Annotated in this window: 19 protein-coding genes; 11 read left to right on the plus strand and 8 right to left on the minus strand. The window is 69.4% G+C overall.

The features are described from left to right. Positions 1–281: 281 nt before the first annotated feature. Together HWX58_RS03750 and HWX58_RS03755 are read right to left on the minus strand one after the other, a co-directional pair. Positions 282–554: a GlsB/YeaQ/YmgE family stress response membrane protein gene (locus HWX58_RS03750; protein ID WP_175985711.1), complete on the minus strand. Its 273-nt coding sequence runs from the start codon at positions 552–554 to the stop codon at positions 282–284. A gap of 134 nt (positions 555–688) precedes the next feature. Then, the gene (locus tag HWX58_RS03755) at positions 689–1,618 is read right to left on the minus strand and encodes a Bax inhibitor-1/YccA family protein (protein WP_175985712.1); all 930 of its coding nucleotides are present in this window, start codon (positions 1,616–1,618) and stop codon (positions 689–691) included. Positions 1,619–1,706: 88 nt separating this feature from the next. Between HWX58_RS03755 and HWX58_RS03760 the strand changes: the two genes are divergently transcribed. From HWX58_RS03760 to HWX58_RS03775, 4 genes are all read left to right on the plus strand, one after another. Then, a complete protein-coding gene (locus tag HWX58_RS03760; RefSeq protein ID WP_175985713.1) occupies positions 1,707–2,693 on the plus strand; it encodes a glycerophosphodiester phosphodiesterase family protein in 987 nt (328 codons plus the stop codon). Between the two features lie 20 nt (positions 2,694–2,713). Further along, positions 2,714–3,646, plus strand: coding sequence for an ABC transporter ATP-binding protein (locus HWX58_RS03765; RefSeq protein WP_175985714.1), 933 nt, complete (start codon positions 2,714–2,716; stop codon positions 3,644–3,646). Then, positions 3,643–4,668 carry an ABC transporter permease gene (locus tag HWX58_RS03770; RefSeq protein WP_175985715.1) on the plus strand — a complete coding sequence of 342 codons (1,026 nt, stop codon included), beginning with the start codon at positions 3,643–3,645 and terminating at the stop codon, positions 4,666–4,668. The genes HWX58_RS03765 and HWX58_RS03770 overlap by 4 nt, the downstream gene beginning before the upstream one ends. A 110-nt stretch (positions 4,669–4,778) precedes the next feature. After that, positions 4,779–7,955: a lamin tail domain-containing protein gene (locus HWX58_RS03775; RefSeq protein WP_175985716.1), complete on the plus strand. Its 3,177-nt coding sequence runs from the start codon at positions 4,779–4,781 to the stop codon at positions 7,953–7,955. An 88-nt stretch (positions 7,956–8,043) separates the two neighbouring features. Here HWX58_RS03775 and HWX58_RS03780 read toward each other — a convergent pair whose 3' ends face one another. Together HWX58_RS03780 and HWX58_RS03785 are read right to left on the minus strand one after the other, a co-directional pair. Beyond that, positions 8,044–8,439 carry a YccF domain-containing protein gene (locus tag HWX58_RS03780; protein ID WP_175985717.1) on the minus strand — a complete coding sequence of 132 codons (396 nt, stop codon included), beginning with the start codon at positions 8,437–8,439 and terminating at the stop codon, positions 8,044–8,046. Positions 8,440–8,454: 15 nt separating this feature from the next. Then, positions 8,455–8,850, minus strand: coding sequence for a pyridoxamine 5'-phosphate oxidase family protein (locus tag HWX58_RS03785; RefSeq protein ID WP_175985718.1), 396 nt, complete (start codon positions 8,848–8,850; stop codon positions 8,455–8,457). Positions 8,851–8,912: 62 nt separating this feature from the next. Here HWX58_RS03785 and HWX58_RS03790 point away from each other — a divergent pair, with 62 nt between their 5' ends. After that, complete coding sequence (locus HWX58_RS03790; RefSeq protein WP_175985719.1) at positions 8,913–11,390, plus strand: ATP-dependent helicase; 2,478 nt, start codon at positions 8,913–8,915, stop codon at positions 11,388–11,390. Between the two features lie 2 nt (positions 11,391–11,392). Here the strand turns inward: HWX58_RS03790 and glsA are convergent, their stop codons facing one another. Beyond that, the gene (glsA, locus tag HWX58_RS03795; protein ID WP_217702943.1) at positions 11,393–12,775 is read right to left on the minus strand and encodes a glutaminase A; all 1,383 of its coding nucleotides are present in this window, start codon (positions 12,773–12,775) and stop codon (positions 11,393–11,395) included. A 97-nt stretch (positions 12,776–12,872) separates the two neighbouring features. Between glsA and HWX58_RS03800 the strand changes: the two genes are divergently transcribed. From HWX58_RS03800 to HWX58_RS03810, 3 genes are all read left to right on the plus strand, one after another. Further along, positions 12,873–14,024: an SseB family protein gene (locus HWX58_RS03800; protein ID WP_175985720.1), complete on the plus strand. Its 1,152-nt coding sequence runs from the start codon at positions 12,873–12,875 to the stop codon at positions 14,022–14,024. 39 nt (positions 14,025–14,063) lie between these two features. After that, complete coding sequence (ligD, locus tag HWX58_RS03805; protein ID WP_175985721.1) at positions 14,064–15,140, plus strand: non-homologous end-joining DNA ligase; 1,077 nt, start codon at positions 14,064–14,066, stop codon at positions 15,138–15,140. A 120-nt stretch (positions 15,141–15,260) separates the two neighbouring features. Continuing rightward, positions 15,261–15,452 (plus strand): hypothetical protein, encoded by a 192-nt coding sequence (locus HWX58_RS03810; RefSeq protein ID WP_175985722.1) that lies wholly within the window; start codon positions 15,261–15,263, stop codon positions 15,450–15,452. A 196-nt stretch (positions 15,453–15,648) separates the two neighbouring features. On the opposite strand, the gene HWX58_RS03815 is transcribed toward HWX58_RS03810, so the two are convergent. Both HWX58_RS03815 and HWX58_RS03820 read right to left on the minus strand, forming a co-directional pair. Next, entirely contained in the window at positions 15,649–16,692 is a 1,044-nt protein-coding gene (locus HWX58_RS03815; protein WP_175985723.1) for an ATP-dependent DNA ligase, read from the minus strand. A gap of 94 nt (positions 16,693–16,786) precedes the next feature. Then, a complete protein-coding gene (locus HWX58_RS03820) occupies positions 16,787–18,238 on the minus strand; it encodes a phytoene desaturase family protein (RefSeq protein WP_175985724.1) in 1,452 nt (483 codons plus the stop codon). A gap of 60 nt (positions 18,239–18,298) precedes the next feature. Between HWX58_RS03820 and HWX58_RS03825 the strand changes: the two genes are divergently transcribed. Then, positions 18,299–18,790: an SLC41A family transporter gene (locus HWX58_RS03825; RefSeq protein WP_175985725.1), complete on the plus strand. Its 492-nt coding sequence runs from the start codon at positions 18,299–18,301 to the stop codon at positions 18,788–18,790. 4 nt (positions 18,791–18,794) lie between these two features. Here HWX58_RS03825 and HWX58_RS03830 read toward each other — a convergent pair whose 3' ends face one another. Next, a complete protein-coding gene (locus HWX58_RS03830; protein ID WP_175985726.1) occupies positions 18,795–19,460 on the minus strand; it encodes a TetR/AcrR family transcriptional regulator in 666 nt (221 codons plus the stop codon). A 133-nt stretch (positions 19,461–19,593) separates the two neighbouring features. Between HWX58_RS03830 and sucC the strand changes: the two genes are divergently transcribed. Beyond that, positions 19,594–20,760: an ADP-forming succinate--CoA ligase subunit beta gene (sucC, locus tag HWX58_RS03835; RefSeq protein ID WP_175985727.1), complete on the plus strand. Its 1,167-nt coding sequence runs from the start codon at positions 19,594–19,596 to the stop codon at positions 20,758–20,760. Between the two features lie 33 nt (positions 20,761–20,793). Beyond that, positions 20,794–21,696, plus strand: coding sequence for a succinate--CoA ligase subunit alpha (gene sucD / locus HWX58_RS03840; protein WP_175985728.1), 903 nt, complete (start codon positions 20,794–20,796; stop codon positions 21,694–21,696). The last annotated feature ends 48 nt before the right edge of the window (positions 21,697–21,744 follow it).

The following is a 21,744-nucleotide window of genomic DNA, read 5'->3' on the forward strand; positions in this document are numbered from 1 at the left end:
TCGAGTGGGAGTGAGGTTCGGGGTCGTCTGAGATTTTTCTCCGACGATGTCCCGCTCGCGTCGACGCGGACGGCGATAGGATGCTGCGCGCCGACCAGGACCGCGGGCGCATCTCACGTGGTCGCGCGGCCCTGGAACGAACGGATGCCGTCGGCACCGGCCGCGGCGCGTACGGACTCCAGGCCGCGATCGCAGAGTGCCACGCCGTCGACGAGACTGACGCACGAGGCCCCCGGGTGAATCCACCCGGGGGCCTCGTGCGCATCAGCGCGCGGTGGCAACTAGTTGTTGGCCTTGCTGCCACGGCCGACGATGAGGCCGTAGATCAGCAGCACGATGATCGAGCCGCCGATGGCGAGGAGCCAGGACGTGATGTCGAAGAATCCATCGATCTTCGCACCGAACAGGAGTCCGCCGAGCCATCCCCCGAGGATTGCGCCTACGACGCCCAGGAGCAGAGTGACGAACCATCCGCCACCCTGCTTGCCGGGAAGGATGAGCTTGGCGATCGCGCCGGCGATCAGTCCGAGAAGAAGAAATGCAAGGAAACCCATGATGTAATCCCCTTTCTGTTAGCGGTCATCTCACTATGCCGGTATTTGGGTGCGACGCGCCAGTTCCTCGCGGCGTGGCGAAAACTGAAGGAAGCCCCGTCTCCGGAGACGGGGCTTCCTTCAGAGGCTGTCGGTCAGTTGTTGCCGCGGGCGATCGCGATGATGCGCAGGATCTCGACGTACAGCCAGACGACCGTGACCATGATGCCGAAGGCCCCCATCCAGCCGTACTTGCGGGGAGCGCCGTTGCGCACGCCCTGCTGGATCTGGTCGAAGTCGAGCACCAGCGAGTACGCGGCCATGATGACGACGAGCACTCCGATGATCAGACCCAGCGGAATGCCAGCGATCTCGGCGCTGAACAGGCCGAAGGCGTTCTGGTTGATGCCGGTCCACATGAGGACGAGGTTCAGGAGCGAGAAGACCAGGTAGCCGACCATCGCGATCATGAAGATCTTGGTTGCCTTCTTGGAGGCGCGGATCTTGCCGCTCGCGAAGAGCGCGAGGGTGACGCCGACGACGGAGACCGTCGCGAGCGTCGCCTGGGTCACGATGCCGGGGTAGATCACCTCGAAGAACGCCGAGATGCCGCCGACGAACAGGCCCTCGAACACCGCGTACGCGAAGATCAGCGCCGGGCGCACCTTCTTGCGGGCGGTGAAGGTGATGACCATCGCCAGGACGAAGCCGCCGAGTGCGCCGACGATCCACGGCAGCATGTTCGGCGAGAAGTCCGAGTACGGGTTGTACTCGGGGGCGGCGAGCCCGCCGAGCGTCCACACCCAGCCGATCGCCGCGGTGACGAGGAGGATGCCGAAGAGCCCTGCGGTCTTCCACACGGTGTCCTCGACCGACATGCGGTCGGTCTCGATGGCACCGGCGGAGGGGGAGGCATACATGCCCTCGAGCTGTGCATTGGCCGCGGCATCCATGCTCGCGTGCTGGAAGGACGCGGCCTGCGCGCCCTGCATGCCGGGCTGAGCGCCCGGAGCACCCGGATACGTTGCCACGTTGCGCGGATCCTGCTTCTGGAACGCCGGGTTGTTGAAGGCGAAATTGCTCATGGTGGGCCTCACTCCGAAAGTGGTTGAAGGTCGCTTTCCTCTATGATACCGGCGGATTCCTATGCATGGGGTGTTCTACCCTGAATCCATGCCCAAGAAGTCGCCCCTCGTGATCGGACACCGGGGCGCTCCCGGTTACCGGCCGGAGCACAGCCGTTCGTCGTACGAGCTTGCGCTCGCGATGGGGGTGGATGCCGTCGAACCGGACGTCGTGGCCAGCAAGGACGGCGTGCTCGTCATCCGGCACGAGAACGAGATCTCCGGCACCACGGATGTCGCCGACCGCCCGGAGTTCGCCGGACGCAGGACGACCAAGCGGATCGACGGGCAGCCGCTGACCGGCTGGTTCACCGAGGACTTCACCTGGCAGGAGCTCTCCACGCTCCGTGTGCGCGAACGCCTGCCCGAGGTGCGCGCGACGAGCGCCTCCTTCGACGATGCTCAGCCGATCCTGCGTCTGACCGACCTGCTCGATCTCGTGCGTGCGGGCTCCGTCGAACACGGCAGGGAGATCGGGATCGTGCTCGAGGTCAAGCACGCCACGTACTTCGCGGGCATCGGGCTCGACCTCGCGCCGCTCATCGCGCGGGATCTGCGCGCGGCCGGGTGGGCGGACGGCGAGCTGCCCCTCGTGATCGAGGCGTTCGAATCCACGGTGCTCGGGCAACTGCGCGCCGAGGGGATCGCGGCATCGTACATCTACCTGATCGAGGCATCCGGCCGGCCGTACGACCAGGTCGCGGCCCTCGGCGCGCACGCGAAGTCGTACAAGTCGGTCGTGCGGCCCAAAGGGCTGGACGCTCTGGTCGGATCCGTGGACGGTATCAGCGTCAACAAGCGGATGCTGCTCGTGCCGGGCAACACGATCGTCGCCGACGCGCACGCGCGCGGGCTGAAGGTCTTCACCTGGACGGCGCGACCGGAGAACGCCTTCCTCGCGGCCGAGTTCCGCGGCGACGGCCCCCGCGGTTCTTTCGGGGACTACGAGGGCGAATGGTCCGTGATCGCCGGGACCGGAGTCGACGGCGTGTTCGTGGATCATCCGGATCTCGGCGTGGCGTTCTTCCGGAACTGATTCCCTGCCAGACTGACCGCATGACCGGAATCGTCGCCGAGGGCGTCAGCAGATCGTTCGGGACGGTTCATGCCGTCCGTGGTGCGAGTTTCCGCGCCGAGCCGGGTCGTGTGACAGGCCTCGTGGGCCCGAACGGCGCGGGCAAGACGACCCTGCTGCTCATGCTGGCATCCCTGCTCGCACCCGACGCCGGATCGATCCGCATCGGCGAGGTGGACCCGATGGAGGACCCGCTCAGCGCCCGGCGGCTCCTCGGTTGGATGCCCGACGCCCTCGGCGCCTGGCCCTCGCTCACCGCTCGCGAGACGATCGTCACGACCGCGCGGCTCTACGACATCGACCGTGACGCGGCCCACAGGCGGGCCGGCGAGCTGCTCGCCCTTGTCGGCCTCGATGACCTGGCGGATGCTCCGGCGAAGGTGCTCTCGCGCGGGCAGAAGCAGAAGCTCGGGCTCGCCAGGGCCCTCGTGCACGACCCGCAGGTGCTGCTGCTCGACGAGCCGGCATCCGGCCTGGACCCGGCCGCGCGCGTCCAGCTGCGCGTCCTGCTGCGCCGACTCGCCGCCGAAGGGCGCACGATTCTCATCTCCAGCCACATCCTCTCCGAGCTCGAAGAGGTCATCGACGACGCGGTGTTCCTCGTCGCGGGAACCGTCGTCGACGCGGCGCCGGCGCTGGCGACGACCCGCGGGTGGCGCATCCGTCTCGCCGGAGCGGACCCGGCGCAGGCCGACGGCGACGCTCAGCGGATCGCCGGAGCCCTGGGCCTCGAGATCGGGGCGCTCGGACTCGACCGGGGCGCAGCGATCGCGGGCTTCGAGACCGAGGATGCCGCAGCCGCAGGGCTCCGGCGGATCGTCGAGGCCGGTCTCGCCGTCGCCGAGTTCTCCCCGGCGCAGAGTGCGCTCGAACACGCCTTCCTCAACCTGCCGGGATCGGAGCCGAACGCATGAACCTCACGCACATCGGCATCATCGCCCGGCTCGAGCTGACCCAGCGGTTGCGCAGCGTCGGCTGGTACATCCTGCTCGGCGTCTACGCGCTGATCCTGCTCGGCGTCACCGGGCTGTCGTTCGCGGTCTACTCGTTCACCGGCATGGCCGGCGCCGGCGTCTACTCGATCGTCGTCAACATCGTGCTGCTGCTCGTCATGCTCGTCTCGCCGACACTCAGCGGCAACGCCATCAACGGCGACCGCGACTCCGCGACGCTCGCCGCCGTGCAGGTGACAGCCGCATCCACGGGCGAAATCATGCTCGGCAAGCTCCTCGCAGCCGTCGCCACCGGCGGGGTGTTCCTGCTCGTCGCCGTGCCGTTCCTCGCGATCTCGCTCATCGGCGGGGGAGCGCACCCGGCGACCCTCGCCGTCTCGCTGTTGGTCCTCGCTGCCGAGATCGTGATCATCGCGGCCATCGGCGTCGGGTTCAGCGGACTCGTCGCGCGCCCGCTGTTCTCGGTCGCGGCGACCTATCTCGTCGTCGCGGCGCTCGCCGTCGGAACCCTGATCGCGTTCGGACTCGGCGGCACGGCTCTGCGCACCGAGACGACGAGCTACAGCCGGCCCTACGACAGCATGGGCAATGTCGACTGCGAGCGCTGGGAGACCTACACCTACGAGGAGCCGCGCTTCGACCGGGTGTGGTGGGTGCTGACGGCGAACCCGTTCGTCGTGCTCGCCGACGCCACGCCCACCGTCTATACCGCCGATGGCTGGCCCGCCGACATGTTCGGGCAGATCAAGTACGGGGTGCGCATCTCGCAGCTGCCGCCGCAGGAATCGCGGTGGGACGAATGCGATCCGGATCAGTCGCAGGCGGACCAGCGCACGCCTGAGCAGATCATGAGCAGCACGGTGCCGAGCTGGTTCATCGGCCTCGGCATCCAGATCGTGATCGCCGGCGGGCTCTTCGCGGGCGCATGGGCGCGGACCGGGACGCCGGCACGGATGCTGCCGCCGGGCACCCGCATCGCCTGAACCCGTCACGACACGGTCCATTCACCTTCCGGACGAATGCCGGACTCCTCGCGGACAGCGGATATCGGTCGACTGGGCGAGACCGCCGCCACCCGACCACCTGGAGTCCCATGACACGCCTGTCCCGCGGGCTGGCCGCATCGGTGGTGTGCGCGCTCGGCGCCGCCGCCCTGCTCGCCGCACCGACCGCAGCCCTCGCCGACGCGGAGCCGCTCGGTATCCGTATCAACGAAGTCGTCTCCAGCGGCGGAAGCCCCGATGACTGGGTCGAGTTCTACAACTACTCCGAGGCATCCGTCGACCTCAGCGGATACGTCCTGCAGGACGACAGCAGCAAGAACCCGTACACGATCCCGGAGGGGACCGTGGTGGAGGCGGGCGGCTTCTTCGTCTTCGATACCCTGAAGGACGGCGAGGGCGACTTCGACTTCGGGCTGGGCAAGGGCGACAGCGTGCGCCTGTTCGCGCCGGGCGATGCGAACGGCGAGACGCCGCTGCTGCAGGCGACGTGGCCGGCCGACACCCATGCAGCCCCGAGCTGGGGCGCGAACGGCGACGGAGCCGCGGTCGCGTACGAGATGACCGCCGAGGCCACGAAGGGAGCGGCGAACGTCTTCCCGGTCGCCGGCGAGCCCGGTGAGGGCGAGCCCGGCGAAGGGGAGACCGGTGCCGGCGAGCCCGGTTCCGTCGTGCTGAACGAGGTCGACTCGGGCCCTGCGGACTGGGTCGAGCTGTACAACCCCGGCGACGAGTCGTTCGACCTCTCGGGATACGAGATCCGCGACAACTCCGACGACCACCGGTGGGCGTTCCTGCCCGGCACCTCGATCGCGGGCGGCGAGTTCCTTGTCGTCGAGGCCACCACGATCGGTCTCGTCGGCGGCGCGGAGGCCCGCTTCGATGCGCCGATCGGCATCGGCAGCGCCGACGAGATCCGCCTGTTCGATGCCCACGGAGCACAGGTCGACCGCACCGGAGCCTGGGAAGGCCACGCGAACATCGACGGCGACGAGATCGCCGCAACCCTCGCGCGCTGCCCCGACGGCACGGGCGACTTCGTGCTCGCCTACGCGACCCCGGGCGCAGCCAACGAGTGCGTACCTCCGACGATCGCGGTCAACGAGATCGACTCGAACGGCGCACCCGACTGGGCCGAGATCGTCAACACCGGCACCGAGCCGGTCGACATCTCGGGCTGGACGCTGATGGACAACGACCCGACCGGTCACGCAGCCGACGTGATGCCCCTGGCCGAGGGCACGATCCTCGAGCCCGGCGCCTACTTCGTGTTCAACGGCACCGATCACTTCACGTTCGGTTTGGGAGGCGGCGACACCGTCACGATCCGCGACGCGAACGGGCGCACCGTCGCCGAGCACGCGTACGCGGCGCACGCAGAGGGCTTCTGGGCCCGCTGCGCGGACGGAACCGGCGACTTCGTCGACGTCGCGGCGGGCACCCCTGGCAGCCGCAACGCCTGCGGCAACCCGGTGCGCATCAACGAGGTGGAATCCGACGGCGAACCCGACTGGATCGAGCTCGTGAACCCCACCGCCGAGGTGCTCGACGTGGCCGGCATCGTCGTGAAGGACGATGACGACGCCCACGCGTACACGATCGCCGCCGGCACGAGCATCCCCGCGAACGGCTACCTCGTCATCGACGATCTCGACTTCGGGATCGGCAAGGACGACACGGTCCGCGTGTTCGACGGCGAACAGCTCGTCGACTCCACCTCGTGGGGTGCCGCCCATGCGACACCCACCTGGGGTCGCTGCCCCGACACGACCGGCACGTTCGCGGCGACCGCCGAGTCCACCCCCGGTGCGCCCAACGTCTGCGCCGGTGAGATCGCGGTCTCGTCGTGGCCGGGTTCGCAGGACGTCCGCGTGGTCGACACCGCACCGACGTTCCTCGAGGACAGCTCCGGACTCGACGTCCAGGTGACCGACGAGGGCACGTTCCTCTGGGCCGTCGACAACGGCACCGGAACGATCTGGAAGCTTGCCGCATCCGCTGACGGGTCCGTCGAGTTCGCCGAGGGCTGGACCGAGGGCAAGCGCGTCCGATTCCAGAAGGACGCGGACAATCCGTCGGCCGCGGGTCCCGACACCGAGGGCATCACGGTCGACGGCGCAGGGCTGGTCTACGTGGCATCCGAGCGCGACAACAGCGCCAAGGGCGTCAACCAGAACAAGATCCTGCAGGTCGACCCGAACGCCGCCGGCCCCGACCTCGTCGCGCTGACCGAGTGGGACCTCACCGCGCAGCTACCCGCTGTCGGCGCGAACCTCGGCATCGAGGCCGTCGAGTGGATTCCGGATGCCGCGCTCGCCGGCAAGCTGTACGACGACAACACCAAGGCGCCCTACGAGGCGGCGAGCTACGCCGGTGACGGACTGTTCTTCGTCGCGGTCGAGGACGGCGGCGGCGTGTACGCGTTCGCGCTCGCGGCCGGTGGCTTCGCGACGCTCGTGTCGACCATCGACCCCGGCCTCGCCGGCGCCATGAGCCTCGACTACGACAGCGTGCTCGGCGTGCTGTGGGCGGTGTGCGACGAAGGATGCGGCGGGAAGTCCGCTCAGCTCTCATTCAACGGCACCGACAAGCCCGGCGTCGCGCACTTCGCGCGTCCGGCCGGCATGCCCGACATCAACAACGAGGGCTTCGCCACGGCGCCGGCCTCGCTGTCGCAGGACGGTCAGCGTCCGGTCTGGTGGTTCGCCGACGGGTACACCTCCGAGGCGTTGCGCACGGGCACTCTGCCCGGTGGCGACGCGGGCGGGGAGAACCCTGGTGGGAACCCGGGTGAGAACGCCGGTGAGACTCCTGGCACGCCGCCGGACGGCGGCAGCCAGCCGGGACCGTCGGTCGAGCCGCTCCCCGGCACCGCGCTCGTCGACGGCAACCGCGGTGGGGCGACCGTCTCGCAGAGCGTCGTCGCACCCGGTGACGACGTCACGATCACAGTCGGGGCGCAGCACGCGGGTGTCGAAGCAGAGGTCTTCATGTACTCCGACCCGGTGTTCCTCGCCGCCGGCGCGCTGAACGCCGCCGGTGCTATAACGGTGACGATCCCGGCGGATGCCCCGGCCGGGAAGCACCGTCTGGCGGTCTACTCAGCGGACGGCGAGCTGCTCGGCTGGGCCGACATCGAGGTGCGCTCCGGTGCCGCGCTCGCGACGACCGGAGCCGAGAGCTCGATCGGGAGCCTCGTGCTGGGTCTCGGGCTCGTGCTCGCCGGCGCGCTGGCGCTGACGCTGCGCCTCCGCGCGCAGCAGGCGTAATCGGACCGCGCACGAAGACGCGTGGGGCTCTGCGCCCCACGCGTCTTCGGCGTTCCCGGCCAGCCGTGGCGGGCTCGCTCGCGCTGACCTACTTCGGATCGAATGGACCTCGCCGCGTGGAGACGATGTCCTTGCCGAGAGGCATGAGCGAGATCGGCACCATCTTGAAGTCGGCGATCGCCATCGGAATACCGATGATGGTTATGCACAGCGCGAGACCGGACAGGATGTGGCCGATCGCGAGCCACCAGCCGGCCAGCACCACCCAGATGATGTTGCCGAGAAACGCCCCGACGCCGGCCTTGGGCTTGTCGACCACGCGCCGCCCGAACGGCCAGAAGGCGTATCCGGCCAGACGGAACGAGGCGATCGCCCATGGAATGGTCACGATCGGGATGCACAGCAGGATGCCGGCGACGACGTAGCCGAGGAACAGGACCCACCCGGCGAAGATGACCCAGATGATATTGAGGATGGTGCGCATCGATGCTTCCTTCGATCAGTGGCGCTCGCGGCGGACTCGGCGACCGGTGATGCTGTCGATCGTGAACCGCAACGGGGTCTCGCGATCGGGGCCGGCCCAGGGGGACGGAGGGGTCTGCGTCTCGGGAGGCTCCTCCTCCGAGACGATCCGGAGCGTTCCGTGCATCAGCACGCTCCATCCGGTTCCGCCGAGGTCGTCGTGGAAGTCCACCTCGAACGAGACCGCGGAGTCGTCACCCGCGAGTCGGCGCAGGACGCCGCTCGAGGAGGTGCGCAGGAGAAGTCCTCGATCTGTCATCCGATAGTTCATGGGCAGGATGTGGACCTGTCCGTCCCGGACGAAGCCGATTCTTCCCACCGTTGTGCTGCTCAGGAGTTCGTAGCACTCGTGCTCCTGCAGATCGCTGATCATCTCGTCCTCCTCGATGCTGATCGCAACCGGGTGTCTGTCGTCCAGCCTAGACTCGTAGGGCCATGACCGAAGCCCCTCTCATCGTTCCCTCATCCGTCGGTCCCGGGTCCTCGGGATCGCGCGGCGAGGACGAGCTTCTCGCCGGACTCAACCCGCAGCAGCTCGCCGCAGTCACCTACCGCGGCCCCGCGCTGCTCATCGTCGCGGGTGCCGGATCCGGCAAGACCAGCGTGCTCACCCGCCGTATCGCCTCGCTGCTGCGAGGACGCGAGGCGTGGCCCAGTCAGATCCTCGCGATCACGTTCACCAACAAGGCCGCCGGCGAGATGCGCGAGCGCGTGGAGCAACTGGTCGGCGAGGCATCCCGGGGCATGTGGATCTCGACGTTCCACTCGGCGTGCGTGCGGATCCTGCGCCGCGAGGCCGAGCAGTTCGGGTTCACGAAGTCGTTCACGATCTACGACTCCGGCGATTCGCGGGCGCTCATCAAGCGGCTCGTCAAGGAGCACGAGGCGGATGCGTACGGTCTGACGCCGGCGTCCGTGCAGGGGCGCATCTCGAAGCTGAAGAACGAACTGCAGGACTCCGAGTCGTACGCGCGCGACGCGAACATGAGCGATCCGGCGGAGCAGAAGTTCGTCGAGATCTTCGCGGACTACCAGCGCCAGCTGCGCAAGGCGAACGCCTTCGACTTCGACGACCTGATCGGTCAGACGGTATACCTCTTCCGGGCGTTCCCGAAGGTCGCAGACACGTATCGCCGCCGGTTCCGACACATCCTCGTCGACGAGTACCAGGACACCAATCACGCCCAGTACGCCCTGATCCACGAGCTCACCCGGCCGGTATCGGCCGACGCCCCCGATCCGTATGCCTCGAACGGCATGATGATCTTCGAACCCGAGACGACTCCCGAGCTCGAGGGCGCATCGCTCACCGTCGTCGGCGACTCGGACCAGTCGATCTACGCGTTCCGCGGCGCCGACATCCGCAACATCAGCGAGTTCGAGCGCGACTTCCCGGGGGCCAAAGTCGTGCTCCTCGAGCAGAACTACCGCTCGACGCAGAACATCCTCTCCGCAGCCAACGCCGTGATCGGCCACAACTTCGACCGCAAGGACAAGAAGCTGTGGAGCGACAGGGGCGACGGCGACAAGATCGTCGGCTTCACCGGGTACTCGCAGCACGACGAGGCGCAGTTCGTCGCCGACGAGGTCGAAGCGCTCCACCGCGCGGGCATGCCGTACTCCGAGATGGCCGTCTTCTACCGCACGAACTCGCAGTCGCGTGCGCTGGAGGAGATCTTCATCCGCTCCGCCGTGCCGTACAAGATCATGGGCGGCACGAAGTTCTACGAGCGGGCTGAGATCAAGGACGCGCTCGCCTACCTCATCGCCGTCGCGAACCCCGCGGACGAGATGTCGGTGCGGCGCATCCTGAACAAGCCCCGCCGCGGCATCGGCGGCGTGACCGAGGCGAGCATCGCGCAGTTCGCCGAGACGCACGGCATCACGTTCCGCGACGCGCTGTCCGTGCCGGCAGAGCTCGGCGTCGGGCCCAAGATCCAGGCGGCGATCGGCCAGCTGGATGCCGTGCTGAAAGAGGCGACCGCGCTCATGCTGCCGGCATCGGGCGAGGTGCCGCCGCCCACCGTCGTCGCCGACGGGCTGAGCCTGCTGCTCGCGAAGAGCGGCTACCTCGACGCGCTGCGCGCCAGCCGCGACCCGCAGGACGAGGCCCGTGTCGAGAACCTCGACGAGTTCGTCGCTGTCGCCCGCGACTTCGCCCGCAACAACCCGGAGGGCACGATCGCCGACTTCCTCACCGAGGTCGCGCTGGTCTCCGACGCCGATGACCTGGACGACGAGTCCGGTTCGGTGTCCATGATGACCATGCACACCGCCAAGGGGCTCGAGTACGACGCGGTGTTCGTCACCGGCGTCGAGGAGGACCTCATCCCGCACCGCATCTCGGCGGGGGAGCCCGGTGGCCCGCAGGAGGAGCGCCGGTTGTTCTACGTCGGCATCACGCGCGCCCGCAAGCGCCTGCACCTGTCGCTCGCCATGACGCGGGCGCAGTTCGGCGAGGTGTCCGTGGCGATGCCGAGCCGGTTCCTGCAGGAGATCCCGGCCGCCCTCGTCGACTGGCGGCAGTCGCCGGGCGACGTCAACTCCCGCGGCGGCACGCAGTCGCGTGCCCTCAATGCGCGGCGCGGCGGGTTCGGCGGTGGAAGCGGCGGCGGGTTCGGCTCCGGCGGGCGCGGTGACGACCGGTTCGGCGTCAAGAAGCTGCCGCCGAGGGACTCGCTCAAGCCTCTGGCGACCGCGATGGACAGGTTCCCCAACAAGGTCACCGGCAAGGTGCGCGACAACGGCGATCTCGAGCTCGCCGCGGGCGACCGCATCCGCCACGACGACTTCGGCGAGGGCCGGGTGGATGCCGTGACCGGCGAAGGCGCCAAGCGCATCGCCCATGTACGCTTCGACTCCGCGGGGCTCAAGAAGCTCCTGATCAAGATCGCTCCGATCGAGAAGCTGTAGCGTCAGCCGGCCGGGGGAGCACCGACCCTCGCCGCGGCATCCCGCATGGCGTCGTCGAAGCCGGCGGACTGCGAGAACCCGGCGACGCCGAGGCTGCGTCCCTGCGGGTCGCTGGCGATCACCTTCATGCCGCGCGCGCGGCACCAGGTGGCGAGGGCTGCGAGCATCCACACGGCCACCGACTGCAGCTGCGTGACCTCGGTCAGATCGAGGACGATCACAGCAGGGCTTTCGCGGTCGGCGGGGCGGGCCTCGATCCACGCGTCGAGGTCGAGCAGCAGCCGCTCGGCGCCGTCGAAGTCGATGTAGCCGCGCAGGCGCCAGACGGCCAGGTCGTCGGCGTTCTCCTGCAGGATCTGCGCTGCGGCGGCATCCTGCTCCGCCCCGAGCCCTGCGGCGAGCTCATCGCCGGCCGACATCACCTCCGAGGCCGACAGCGTCAACGGCCGGTGCAGCACGTGCAGACCGAAGCCGTTCGCGAGCTGCTGGGCGGCCGCGACGCCGCGCACGCTCGCACCGCTCGCGTCGAGCCTCGGGCTGAACAGGCCGAGTCCGAACTCGCCGGGCGAACTCGCCACGAGCCCGCCGGCGACACCCGACTTCGCCGGGAGTCCTGCACGCAGCAGCCACTCCCCGGCGTAGTCGTACATGCCGCAGGTCGCCATGATCGTCATGACGTGCTGGCAGGTCTCGGCGCTCGTCACGCGCTCGCCCGTCATCGGGTTCACGCCCCCGTTCGCGAGAGTCGCGCCCATCACCGCGATGTCGCGGGCCGTGACGAGCACCGAGCACTGGCGGAAGTAGGTGTCGAGCGTCTCCAGCACCGGCGCGGTGAGGGAGCCGGCGCCGTGCATGAGGTACGCCAGAGCCCGGTTGCGGTCGGCGGACTCCTGTTCGGAGGCGAGCACGGCCTCGTCGACGGTCAGCTCGCGTCCGGCGAACGCGCTCAGGCGCGCCAGGATGCGTGCGAAGCGATCCTCGGCGGAGCCGCCGGCCACGAGCGAGGTCGTCACGATCGCCCCCGCGTTGACCATGGGATTCGGCGGACGCCCGGTCGAGGCCTCGAGCTTGACCGAGTTGAACGCCTCACCGCTCGGTTCCGCACCGACCTGGGCGTGCACGGTGTCGAGGCCGCAGTCGTCGAGGGCGAGCGAGTACGCGAACGGCTTCGAGACCGACTGGATCGTGAACTCCGCCGCGGTGTCGCCGCTCTCGTACACGCGGCCGTTGAGACCGCACAGCGCGATCCCGAATAGCTCGGGGTCTGCTTCAGCGAGCTGCGGGATGTAGTCGGCCACGGCTCCGCGCCGGTCGCCGATGAGCCGGTCGTGCACGACGTCGAGGAACGACGTCACGATGTCAGAGAGCTTCTCCGGGGCTGCCATGGCCCCCATGCTACGGCCCGGCGGATGCGCCGGAGCGGGTGCGGGCCGGATGCCGGGCGGGTGCTCGCGCCCGGGGTCGCGGGTTAGGCTGAGCGATATGGCCTTGTTCTCCCGCCGCAAGCAGACCGACGACGCAGCTTCCGAAACCCCGACGTCGATCGAGGCGGATGCCCCGGCGGAGAGTCCCTCGGTCGACGAGGCGCCCGGCGAGCCGGTTCCGCAGATCGGTATCTCCGTCCAGGCGTTCCGCGGCGTCGGCGCCGCGGCCGGCCCGGAGGTCGCGCTGCCGGATCCGAGCACCCCGGCCCCTGGATCCCAGACGCCGAACGCCGAGGGCGCCACTTCGCCGGTCGCGGGCGCGCAGGGCACTTCGGCATCCGCTCCGCACACGCAGGCCGCGCCTCAGAAGCGGGTTCTACCCCTGGCCCCGGTGCTGCCGCCGGAGCCGGTCGAATCCGTCCCCGGTATGAAGGACAACACGCTGCTGCGCGCGGCTCTCGCGGAACTCGAGGAGGGTCCGAGCAACGAGCAGCTCATCGGGGTGCTGCGCCAGATGATGCAGAACCACCTTTACCTGCGCGTGCACGGAGACGCCCGCGAGCAGCTCGCCGAGGGCAAGCCGCTGTCGATCGCGGTCGTGCGCGACGGCGACCGCAGCTACATGCTGGCCTTCAGCTCCGCCGACGCCGTGCGCGAGTCCGTGCAGCGCGAGACCGACCCCACGGCGACCTCGGCGATCGCTCAGCCGGTGACCGCCGTGCTGCACCAGGTCGTCACGGGCGACTTCGCCGGACTCATCCTCGACAACGCCTCCGGAGTGCACCGCGCGGTCTTCCCCGTCGAGGTGCTCACCAAGGCGCTCGACCAGGCCGACGTGAACATGACGGTCAAGACGCTCCTGGCCGCGCGCCGCGACGCCGACTCGGCGCAGAAGGTCGGCGACGCCCTGGCGAAGACGAAGATGTGGGTCGCCGTCAACGACGGCAGCGGCAATGGGCAGGTCGGGATCGCCGAGGCGCACACCCCGGACGGCCGCCGCTTCCTGCAGCTGTTCTCGCATCCGCTCGAGATCGTCGCGCTCGGCCGCGGCGATCGGCAGATGCCGTTTGAGCCCGACCAGCTCGCCAAGGTGCTCTCCAGCCATGATTCGCTCGCCGGCGTCATCATCGACTCGGCGGGGCCGTCGATGGTGGTCGAGCGAGCGGCACTCGGTGCCGTCCTGGTGCGCGCGGTCGACCTGGGCGATTGACCCCTACCGTCCGGTGCGCCGCGCCCCTAGGGTCGGAGCATGGCCTCTGAACGCGTGACGCTGACGGTCTCCGATCCCGAGGGGGAGCGCGAGGTAGACCTCTCCAGCCCGAACAAGGTCATCTGGCCCGACGCTTCGACAGACTCAGGCGCCGGGATCACCAAGGCCGAGCTCGCCGAATACGTCCAGACGGTATCGGCGCCGTTCCTCAACGCGAACGGACACCGGCCGGTATCGCTGGAGCGGTTCCGCGACGGAGTGACGAAGGACTCCGAGAGCTTCTTCTCGAAGAATCCGCCGAAGGGGACGCCCGACTACGTCGACGCCGTGACCGTCACCTACAACAGCGGGCGACGGCATCCGCAGATCGTCCTGAACCGGCCGAGTGCGATCGTGTGGGCCGTGCAGATGAACACGATCGTGTTCCATCCCTGGGCATCCCTCGCCTCTGACACGGACAACCCCGTCGAGCTGCGGATCGACCTCGACCCGCAACCGGGAACAGGCTTCGCGGATGCCGTCACCGCCGCTCACGCACTGCGCGAGGTGCTGCGCGAAGCGGCGCTGGAGCCGTTCATCAAGACCAGCGGCAACCGCGGCCTGCATGTGTTCTGCCCGATCGAGCCGACCCACGAGTTCCTCGACGTGCGGCACGCCGTGATCGCCGCGGGCCGCGAGCTCGAGCGCCGGATGCCCGATCGCGTGACGATGAACTGGTGGAAGGAGGAGCGCGGCGAGCGCGTCTTCATCGACTTCAACCAGGCGAACCGCGACCGCACCATGGCCGGGGCGTACAGCCCGCGCGCGCTGCCGATGGCGACGGTCTCGACGCCGGTCGAGTGGGATGAGCTCGACGACGTCGATCCGAAGACGTTCACCGTGCGGAGCATCCCGCAGCGCCTGGCCGACGTCGGCGACCCCTGGGCGCAGATGCAGGAGAGTCCGGGCCGCATCGATACGCTGCTCGGCTGGTGGGAGCGCGACGTCGAGAACGGGCTGGGGGAGCTGCCGTTCCCGCCGGAGTTCCCGAAGATGCCCGGCGAACCGCCCCGAGTGCAGCCGAGCAAGCGGGTCGCCGAGAACTGGGATTCTGAGGGAAACCGGGCGTCGCACTGAGCGAGCATCGCGAGTCGAACCGTCGGGGGCTGATCTCGTACCCTCGTGCCCCCGGCGTGCAGCGCGTCGACCCTGGCGAGCTCTCGATCGTGAGCGCGGACCTCGCGGACCGCCCCGCGGATGCGCCGCGACGCGAGCCAGGCGAAGCCGATCCCGATCGCGGCCGCGATGACCGCCACGACGACGGCATCGGGGATGGAGACGGCGAAAGCGATCGCAGCGGCGAACGAGCCGAGGGAGGCTCCGGCGAGGGACGCCGCGCTCCCGGCGTCGGACAGCATCGGCAGCCGATCCGTCCACAGCGGCGAGTAGTCGAGCACGAAGCCGAGGACCACCCCGGCGATCATGGTGACGATGGCGAGCCAGAGCAGCACGATCTGATCGCTCGGCCCGATCTCACCCGTGCCGATCGCGATCGGCCCGAGGTAGGCGATGAACGCCCAGGCGCTGACCGCGCAGCAGGCGACGATGACGGTCAGGATCAGCGCGAGGACCTTCCATCCCCGCATCATGCGAGGACGTCCGCGAGGTCGTAACCGGCGACCGTGTCGAGCTGGTCGTAGGTGCAGGAGCGCGCCTCGCGATCGGGACGCCAGCGCTCGAACTGCACGGTGTGGCGGAATCGCGCGCCCTCGAGCTGGTCGTAGCGCACCTCGAGCACGCGCTCGGGGCGCAGACGCACGAACGAGACGTCCTTCGCACCGGTGAAGCGGCTCCGCTCGCCTTCGCCCGTGACGGCCTGACCCGCCTCGTCGCGCTCGACGAGAGGCGCGAGCTCGTCGACGAGCTCCTGGCGGCGCTTGTCGCTCCACGCGGCCACGCCGCCGACCTGGTGCAGGCCTCCGTCGCCGTCGTAGAGCCCGACGAGCAGCGAGCCGACACCGGACCCCGACTTGTGCACGCGGTACCCGAGCGCCACGACATCCGCGGTGCGGGCGTGCTTGATCTTGATCAGGGTGCGCTTGCCCGGCGCGTACGGCTGATCGAGCGGCTTGGCGATCACGCCGTCGAGCCCGGCGCCCTCGAACTCGTCGAGCCAGCGCACGGCCGTGGCGTGGTCCGTCGTCGCGCGGGTGAGGTGCAGTGGATGCTCGGCGCCGGCGAGCAGCTCCTCGAGGCGTGCACGGCGCTGGTGGAACGGCTCCGCCAGCAGCGACTCCTCGCCGAGGGCGAGCAGATCGAACGCGATGAACATCGCCGGGGTCTGCTGCGACAGCAGCGCGACGCGGGATGCCGCGGGGTGGATACGCTGGCTCAGCGCCTCCCAGTCCAGCCGTTGCGAGCCGGGCTCTCCGGTCGCCACGACGATCTCGCCGTCGAGCAGACAGGGCTCGCGGAGGATCCGCGGCAGCGCGTCGACGAGTTCGGGGAAGTACCGGGTGAGCGGCTTGGCGCCGCGCGAACCGATCTCGGCGCTCTCGCCGTCCCAGGCGATCAGACCCCGGAAGCCGTCCCACTTCGGCTCGAACAGCATCCCGCCCGCGGTCTTCGCCGGATCGGGGACCGCCGCTGCGGCCTTCGCGAGCATCGGTGCGGGGATCTCGTAGCGCATGCATCCATCCTCGCGCTCCCGCGGCCTGCGCGCGAGGGGGCGCATGTGGCGGCCGTTCCTCGCGCGTGGCCGCCGTTCGCGACCCCGCGGGGTGCTATGCGAACAGGTCGGCGAGCGTGGTGGGCGTCCCGGCGTCCTCGAGCACGGTACGCGCGGCGTGCCAGCCGGCCATGCCGTTCACCCCCGGCCCCGGCGGCGTCGCCGCGGATGCCAGGTACACGCCGCGCATCGGCGTGCGCCACGGGTGCCGCGACACGACGGGGCGGCGCAGCGCCTGCGCGATCGTGAACGCGCCGCCGAGGACGTCGCCTCCGATCTCGGCGGGATTGATCGCCTCGCGATCGGATGCCGGCACCGAGTGCGACGCCAGCACGAGGTCGCGGAAACCCGGTGCGAACCGCTCGACCTGGCGGGTGATGAGCTCGGTCGCATCCAGGCCCGAGCGCCGCGGCACGTGGATGTAGGCCCAGAGCACGGCCTTGCCGGCCGGGGCGCGCGAGTCGTCGAGCACGGACGGCTGCACGGCGAGCACGTACGGCCGATCGGCGACGCGCCCTGTCGCCACGGCATTCTCGCTTGCCCGCACCTCGGCGCGCGTGCCGCCGAGGTGGACCGTGGGGGAGAGCGCGATCTCGGGATTCGCCCACGGCACAGGGCCGTCCAGCGCGAAGTCGACCTTGGCCGCGGCGGGGCCGTAGCGATAGGCGCGCACGGCCCGTGCGTACGAGGACGGGATGTCGGGATGCGTGAGCGTCAGCCTCGGCGCGGTGTTCAGCAGCAGCACGTCGCCGCGCGTCGGGTCGCCCCAGTCGAGGCCTCTGAGGTCGCTGATGTGCGCACCGGTCTCGACGACGCCGCCGTGCGCGGTCAGATCGGCGATGAGCGCGTCGGCGATGCGCTGCGCGCCACCTCGCGGGTACATCCAGCCGCCCGCGTGCGCCTCGGCGGCGATGAGGAGCCCGGCCGCGGCGCCGGACAGCGAGGGCATCGGGGCCGCCGCGTGCGCGATGACGCCGGCGAGAAGCGCGCGTGCCTCGTCGGTGCGCAGCGACGCCTCCGCGAGCGGAGTGCCGTGCTCCAGCATCCGCAGCGCGTACCGGAATGCTGTCACCGGTTCCCGAGGGATGCGCAGCAGCTGGTTCCCCGTGAAGTCGACGACGCCGTCGATGCGGCGGCTCAGCGGGCGCAGCAGCGCGAGCCACGCCCGTCCGTCCCGGCCGAGACCCGATGCGGTCCGCTCGATGTCACGCCAGGCGACGGCCCCGCGGCCGCCGTCGAGCGGATGCGCGTACGAGGCATCCGGCGTGATCCAGTCGACGCGCCGCTCGATGCCGAACGCCCGGAAGAACGGTGAGGCGATCGTCGCGGGGTGCACGGCCGAGCACACGTCGTGCACGAACCCGGTGAGCGTCGACGCGGTGGTCCGCAGACCGCCGCCGGCGGTGTCGGCGGCCTCCAGCACGCGCACCTCGTACCCGGCACGCGCCAGCGAGACGGCGGCTGCGAGTCCGTTCGGTCCGCTGCCGATGATCGTCGCCCGTGCCATGCGTCCAGTCTTCCAGCACCCGCCTGCACGAGGGGTGCGGACGTGCGATCCTGTTAAGCGATGAACGAGATCCAGGGCCCCACGCCCACCGGCACGTCCCGACCGTATCGAAATCTCCCGGAGGCGCTCCGCGCGCACCGGATCGACCCGGCCAACCATGCGTTCATCACGGCGATCGTGGATGCCATCGGCATCTCGTCGTTCATCGATCGAGGCCGGTACATCGAGGCGATCCGCCGCGGCGACGGCGGGGCGCTGCACATCGGCCGCACGTACACGAACGGCTTCACCGAGGACGAGGTGGTCGTCGTCGGTTCCGCGCCGTTGCGGCTGCAGCCGAGCGAGGGCAGGGCGCCGTACTGGTACGCGGTCCACCCGAGCGAGTTCCTTCCGGTCGGCGCACCGAAGAAGAAGGCGGCCTCCCGCACCCCGCGCACCAGTGCCGCAGCCCCGGTGAAGCCCAAGCCGAAGCCGGTCGCCGATCGGGACTACGGCGTGTGCGACGTGTGCTTCATGGTGCGCACGCCCTCCGGCGGCTGCGGCTGCGACTGAGCGGCTACTGCTCCAGCTGCGTCTGCAGGCGCCGCGAGACCTCGGCGATCGGCATGGCGCGGGGGAAGACCGCCACGACGACCTCGTCCGCAGCATCCTGATGGCCGTCCTGGTGGACGCCGTACCGGCGGCGGACGTCGTCGAGCGCCGACTGCAGCACCGACGGCGCGACGCGCTTCGTGCTGCGCAGCAGCTGGCGCAGCACGTGGTTGTGCACGGCCGTGACGAGAGCTGCGAAGCCGACGGCGTCCAACGGGTCGATGCCCGGCAGCGACCGGCGCAGGTAGTCGTCGAAGAGGCGTTCGTAGCGGAACACCGTCACGATCTCCCGCTCGCGCAGTGCGGGCACCTGACGGACGACCTGATAGCGGAGCCTCGCGAGATCGGGATCGTGCGCGAAGTGGTCGAACACGTGCTGGGAGGCGCGGCAGACGGCCTCCCACGGGTCCGGATGCCCCTCGGCGAGGAAGTCGCGCAGCTCGGCCAGCAGCACCTCGTGGTCCGCGAAGACGACGTCCTCCTTGCCGCCGAACTGACGGAAGAACGTCGACCGCGAGACCCCCGCCGCCTTGGCGATCTGCTCGACCGAGGTCTGGTCGAATCCCTGCGCCTGGAACAGGTCGAGCGCGGCGGCGACGACGCCGGTGCGCATTTCTGCGGACTCATGCATAGCGAGAAGCCTAACGCCGGGTGAACCGGTCGGCCGTCGGCGGCGGCGTTCAGGCGGGAGTAGTAAGCTTTGTTCCCGGTCGTTATCTCGATATCGAGAGACTTTCCGCCCGCAGCCCAGTGAAGGAAGCACAGTGGATCTGTACGAGTACCAGGCACGAGACGTTTTCGAGAAGTACGGAGTGCCGGTCCTCGCCGGCATCGTCGCGGACACCCCCGAGGAGGTGAAAGCGGCAGCCGAGAAGCTCGGCGGCGTCGTCGTCGTCAAGGCTCAGGTCAAGACCGGCGGTCGTGGCAAGGCCGGCGGCGTCAAGGTCGCCAAGACCCCCGATGAGGCGTACGAGGCGGCCAAGGCGATCTTCGGCCTCGACATCAAGGGTCACATCGTCAAGCGCGTCATGGTCGCCGCCGGTGCCCGCATCGCCGAGGAGTTCTACTTCTCCGTGCTGCTCGACCGATCGAACCGCTCCTACCTGTCGCTGTGCAGCGTCGAGGGCGGCATGGAGATCGAAGAGCTCGCCGTCGAGCGTCCTGAGGCGCTCGCCCGCATCGAGGTCGACCCGCTCACGGGCATCGACAAGGCGAAGGCCACAGAGATCGCCCGTGCGGCGAAGTTCCCCGAGGACCTCGTCGAGAAGGTCTCCGACGTCTTCGTCAAGCTCTACGAGGTCTACAAGGGCGAGGACGCCACGCTCGTCGAGGTCAACCCGCTCGTGCGCACCGAAGAGGGCGACATCATCGCGCTCGACGGCAAGGTCACGCTCGACGACAACGCCAGCGAGATCCGCCACCCCGAGCACGAGGAGCTCGAGGACAAGGAGGCCGCCGACCCGCTCGAGGCCAAGGCCAAGAAGGCGGGCCTGAACTACGTCAAGCTCGACGGCGAAGTCGGCATCATCGGCAACGGCGCAGGCCTGGTCATGTCGACGCTCGACGTCGTCGCCTACGCCGGTGAGAACCACGGCGGAGTGAAGCCCGCCAACTTCCTCGACATCGGCGGCGGCGCTTCGGCTGAGGTCATGGCGAACGGCCTCGACGTCATCCTCGGCGACCCGCAGGTCAAGTCGGTCTTCGTCAACGTCTTCGGCGGCATCACGGCGTGCGACGCCGTCGCCAACGGCATCAAGGGCGCGCTGGAGACGCTCGGCTCCGCGGCCTCCAAGCCGCTCGTCGTCCGTCTCGACGGCAACCGCGTCGACGAGGGCCGCGCGATCCTCGCCGAGTACGCGCACCCGCTCGTGACCCTCGCCGCCACCATGGACGAGGGCGCCGACAAGGCCGCCGAGCTGGCGAACGCCTGAACGCCTGAGATCTGAGAAAAGGAACAAGAAGAAATGTCGATCTTCCTGAACAAGGATTCCAAGGTCATCGTCCAGGGCATCACCGGCGGTGAGGGCACCAAGCACACCGCCCTCATGCTCAAGGCCGGCACCCAGGTCGTCGGCGGCGTCAACGCCCGCAAGGCCGGCACCACGGTCTCGCACACCGACAAGGACGGCAACCCCGTCGAGCTGCCCGTCTTCGGCTCCGTCGAAGAAGCCATGAAGGAGACCGGCGCCGACGTGTCGATCGCGTTCGTGCCGGGTGCATTCACCAAGTCCGCCATGATCGAGGCCATCGACGCCGAGATCCCGCTGCTCGTCGTCATCACCGAGGGCGTGCCGGTCGGGGACTCCGCCGAGGCATGGGCCTACGCGAAGCGCAAGGGCAACAAGACCCGCATCATCGGCCCGAACTGCCCCGGCATCATCACGCCGGATGAGTCGCTCGTCGGCATCACCCCGGCGAACATCACCGGCAAGGGCCCGATCGGACTCGTCTCCAAGTCGGGCACGCTGACGTACCAGATGATGTTCGAGCTGCGCGACCTGGGCTTCTCGACCGCCATCGGCATCGGCGGCGACCCGGTCATCGGCACCACGCACATCGACGCCCTCGCGGCATTCGAGGCCGACCCCGAGACCAAGGCGATCGTGATGATCGGCGAGATCGGCGGCGACGCCGAGGAGCGTGCGGCCGACTACATCAAGGCGCACGTCACCAAGCCGGTCGTCGGCTACGTCGCGGGCTTCACCGCTCCCGAGGGCAAGACCATGGGCCACGCCGGCGCCATCGTCTCCGGCTCGGCCGGCACCGCCCAGGCGAAGAAGGAGGCCCTCGAGGCCGCCGGCGTCAAGGTCGGGAAGACCCCGTCCGAGACCGCCGACCTGATGCGCGCGATTGTGGAAGGCCTCTGATCGCGAAGCGATCGCGCACTGGCTCCTGAGCAAGGAGCGCAGCGACGC

The sequence above is a fragment of the Microbacterium tenebrionis genome (assembly GCF_903645325.1).
GTDB lineage: Bacteria > Actinomycetota > Actinomycetes > Actinomycetales > Microbacteriaceae > Microbacterium > Microbacterium tenebrionis.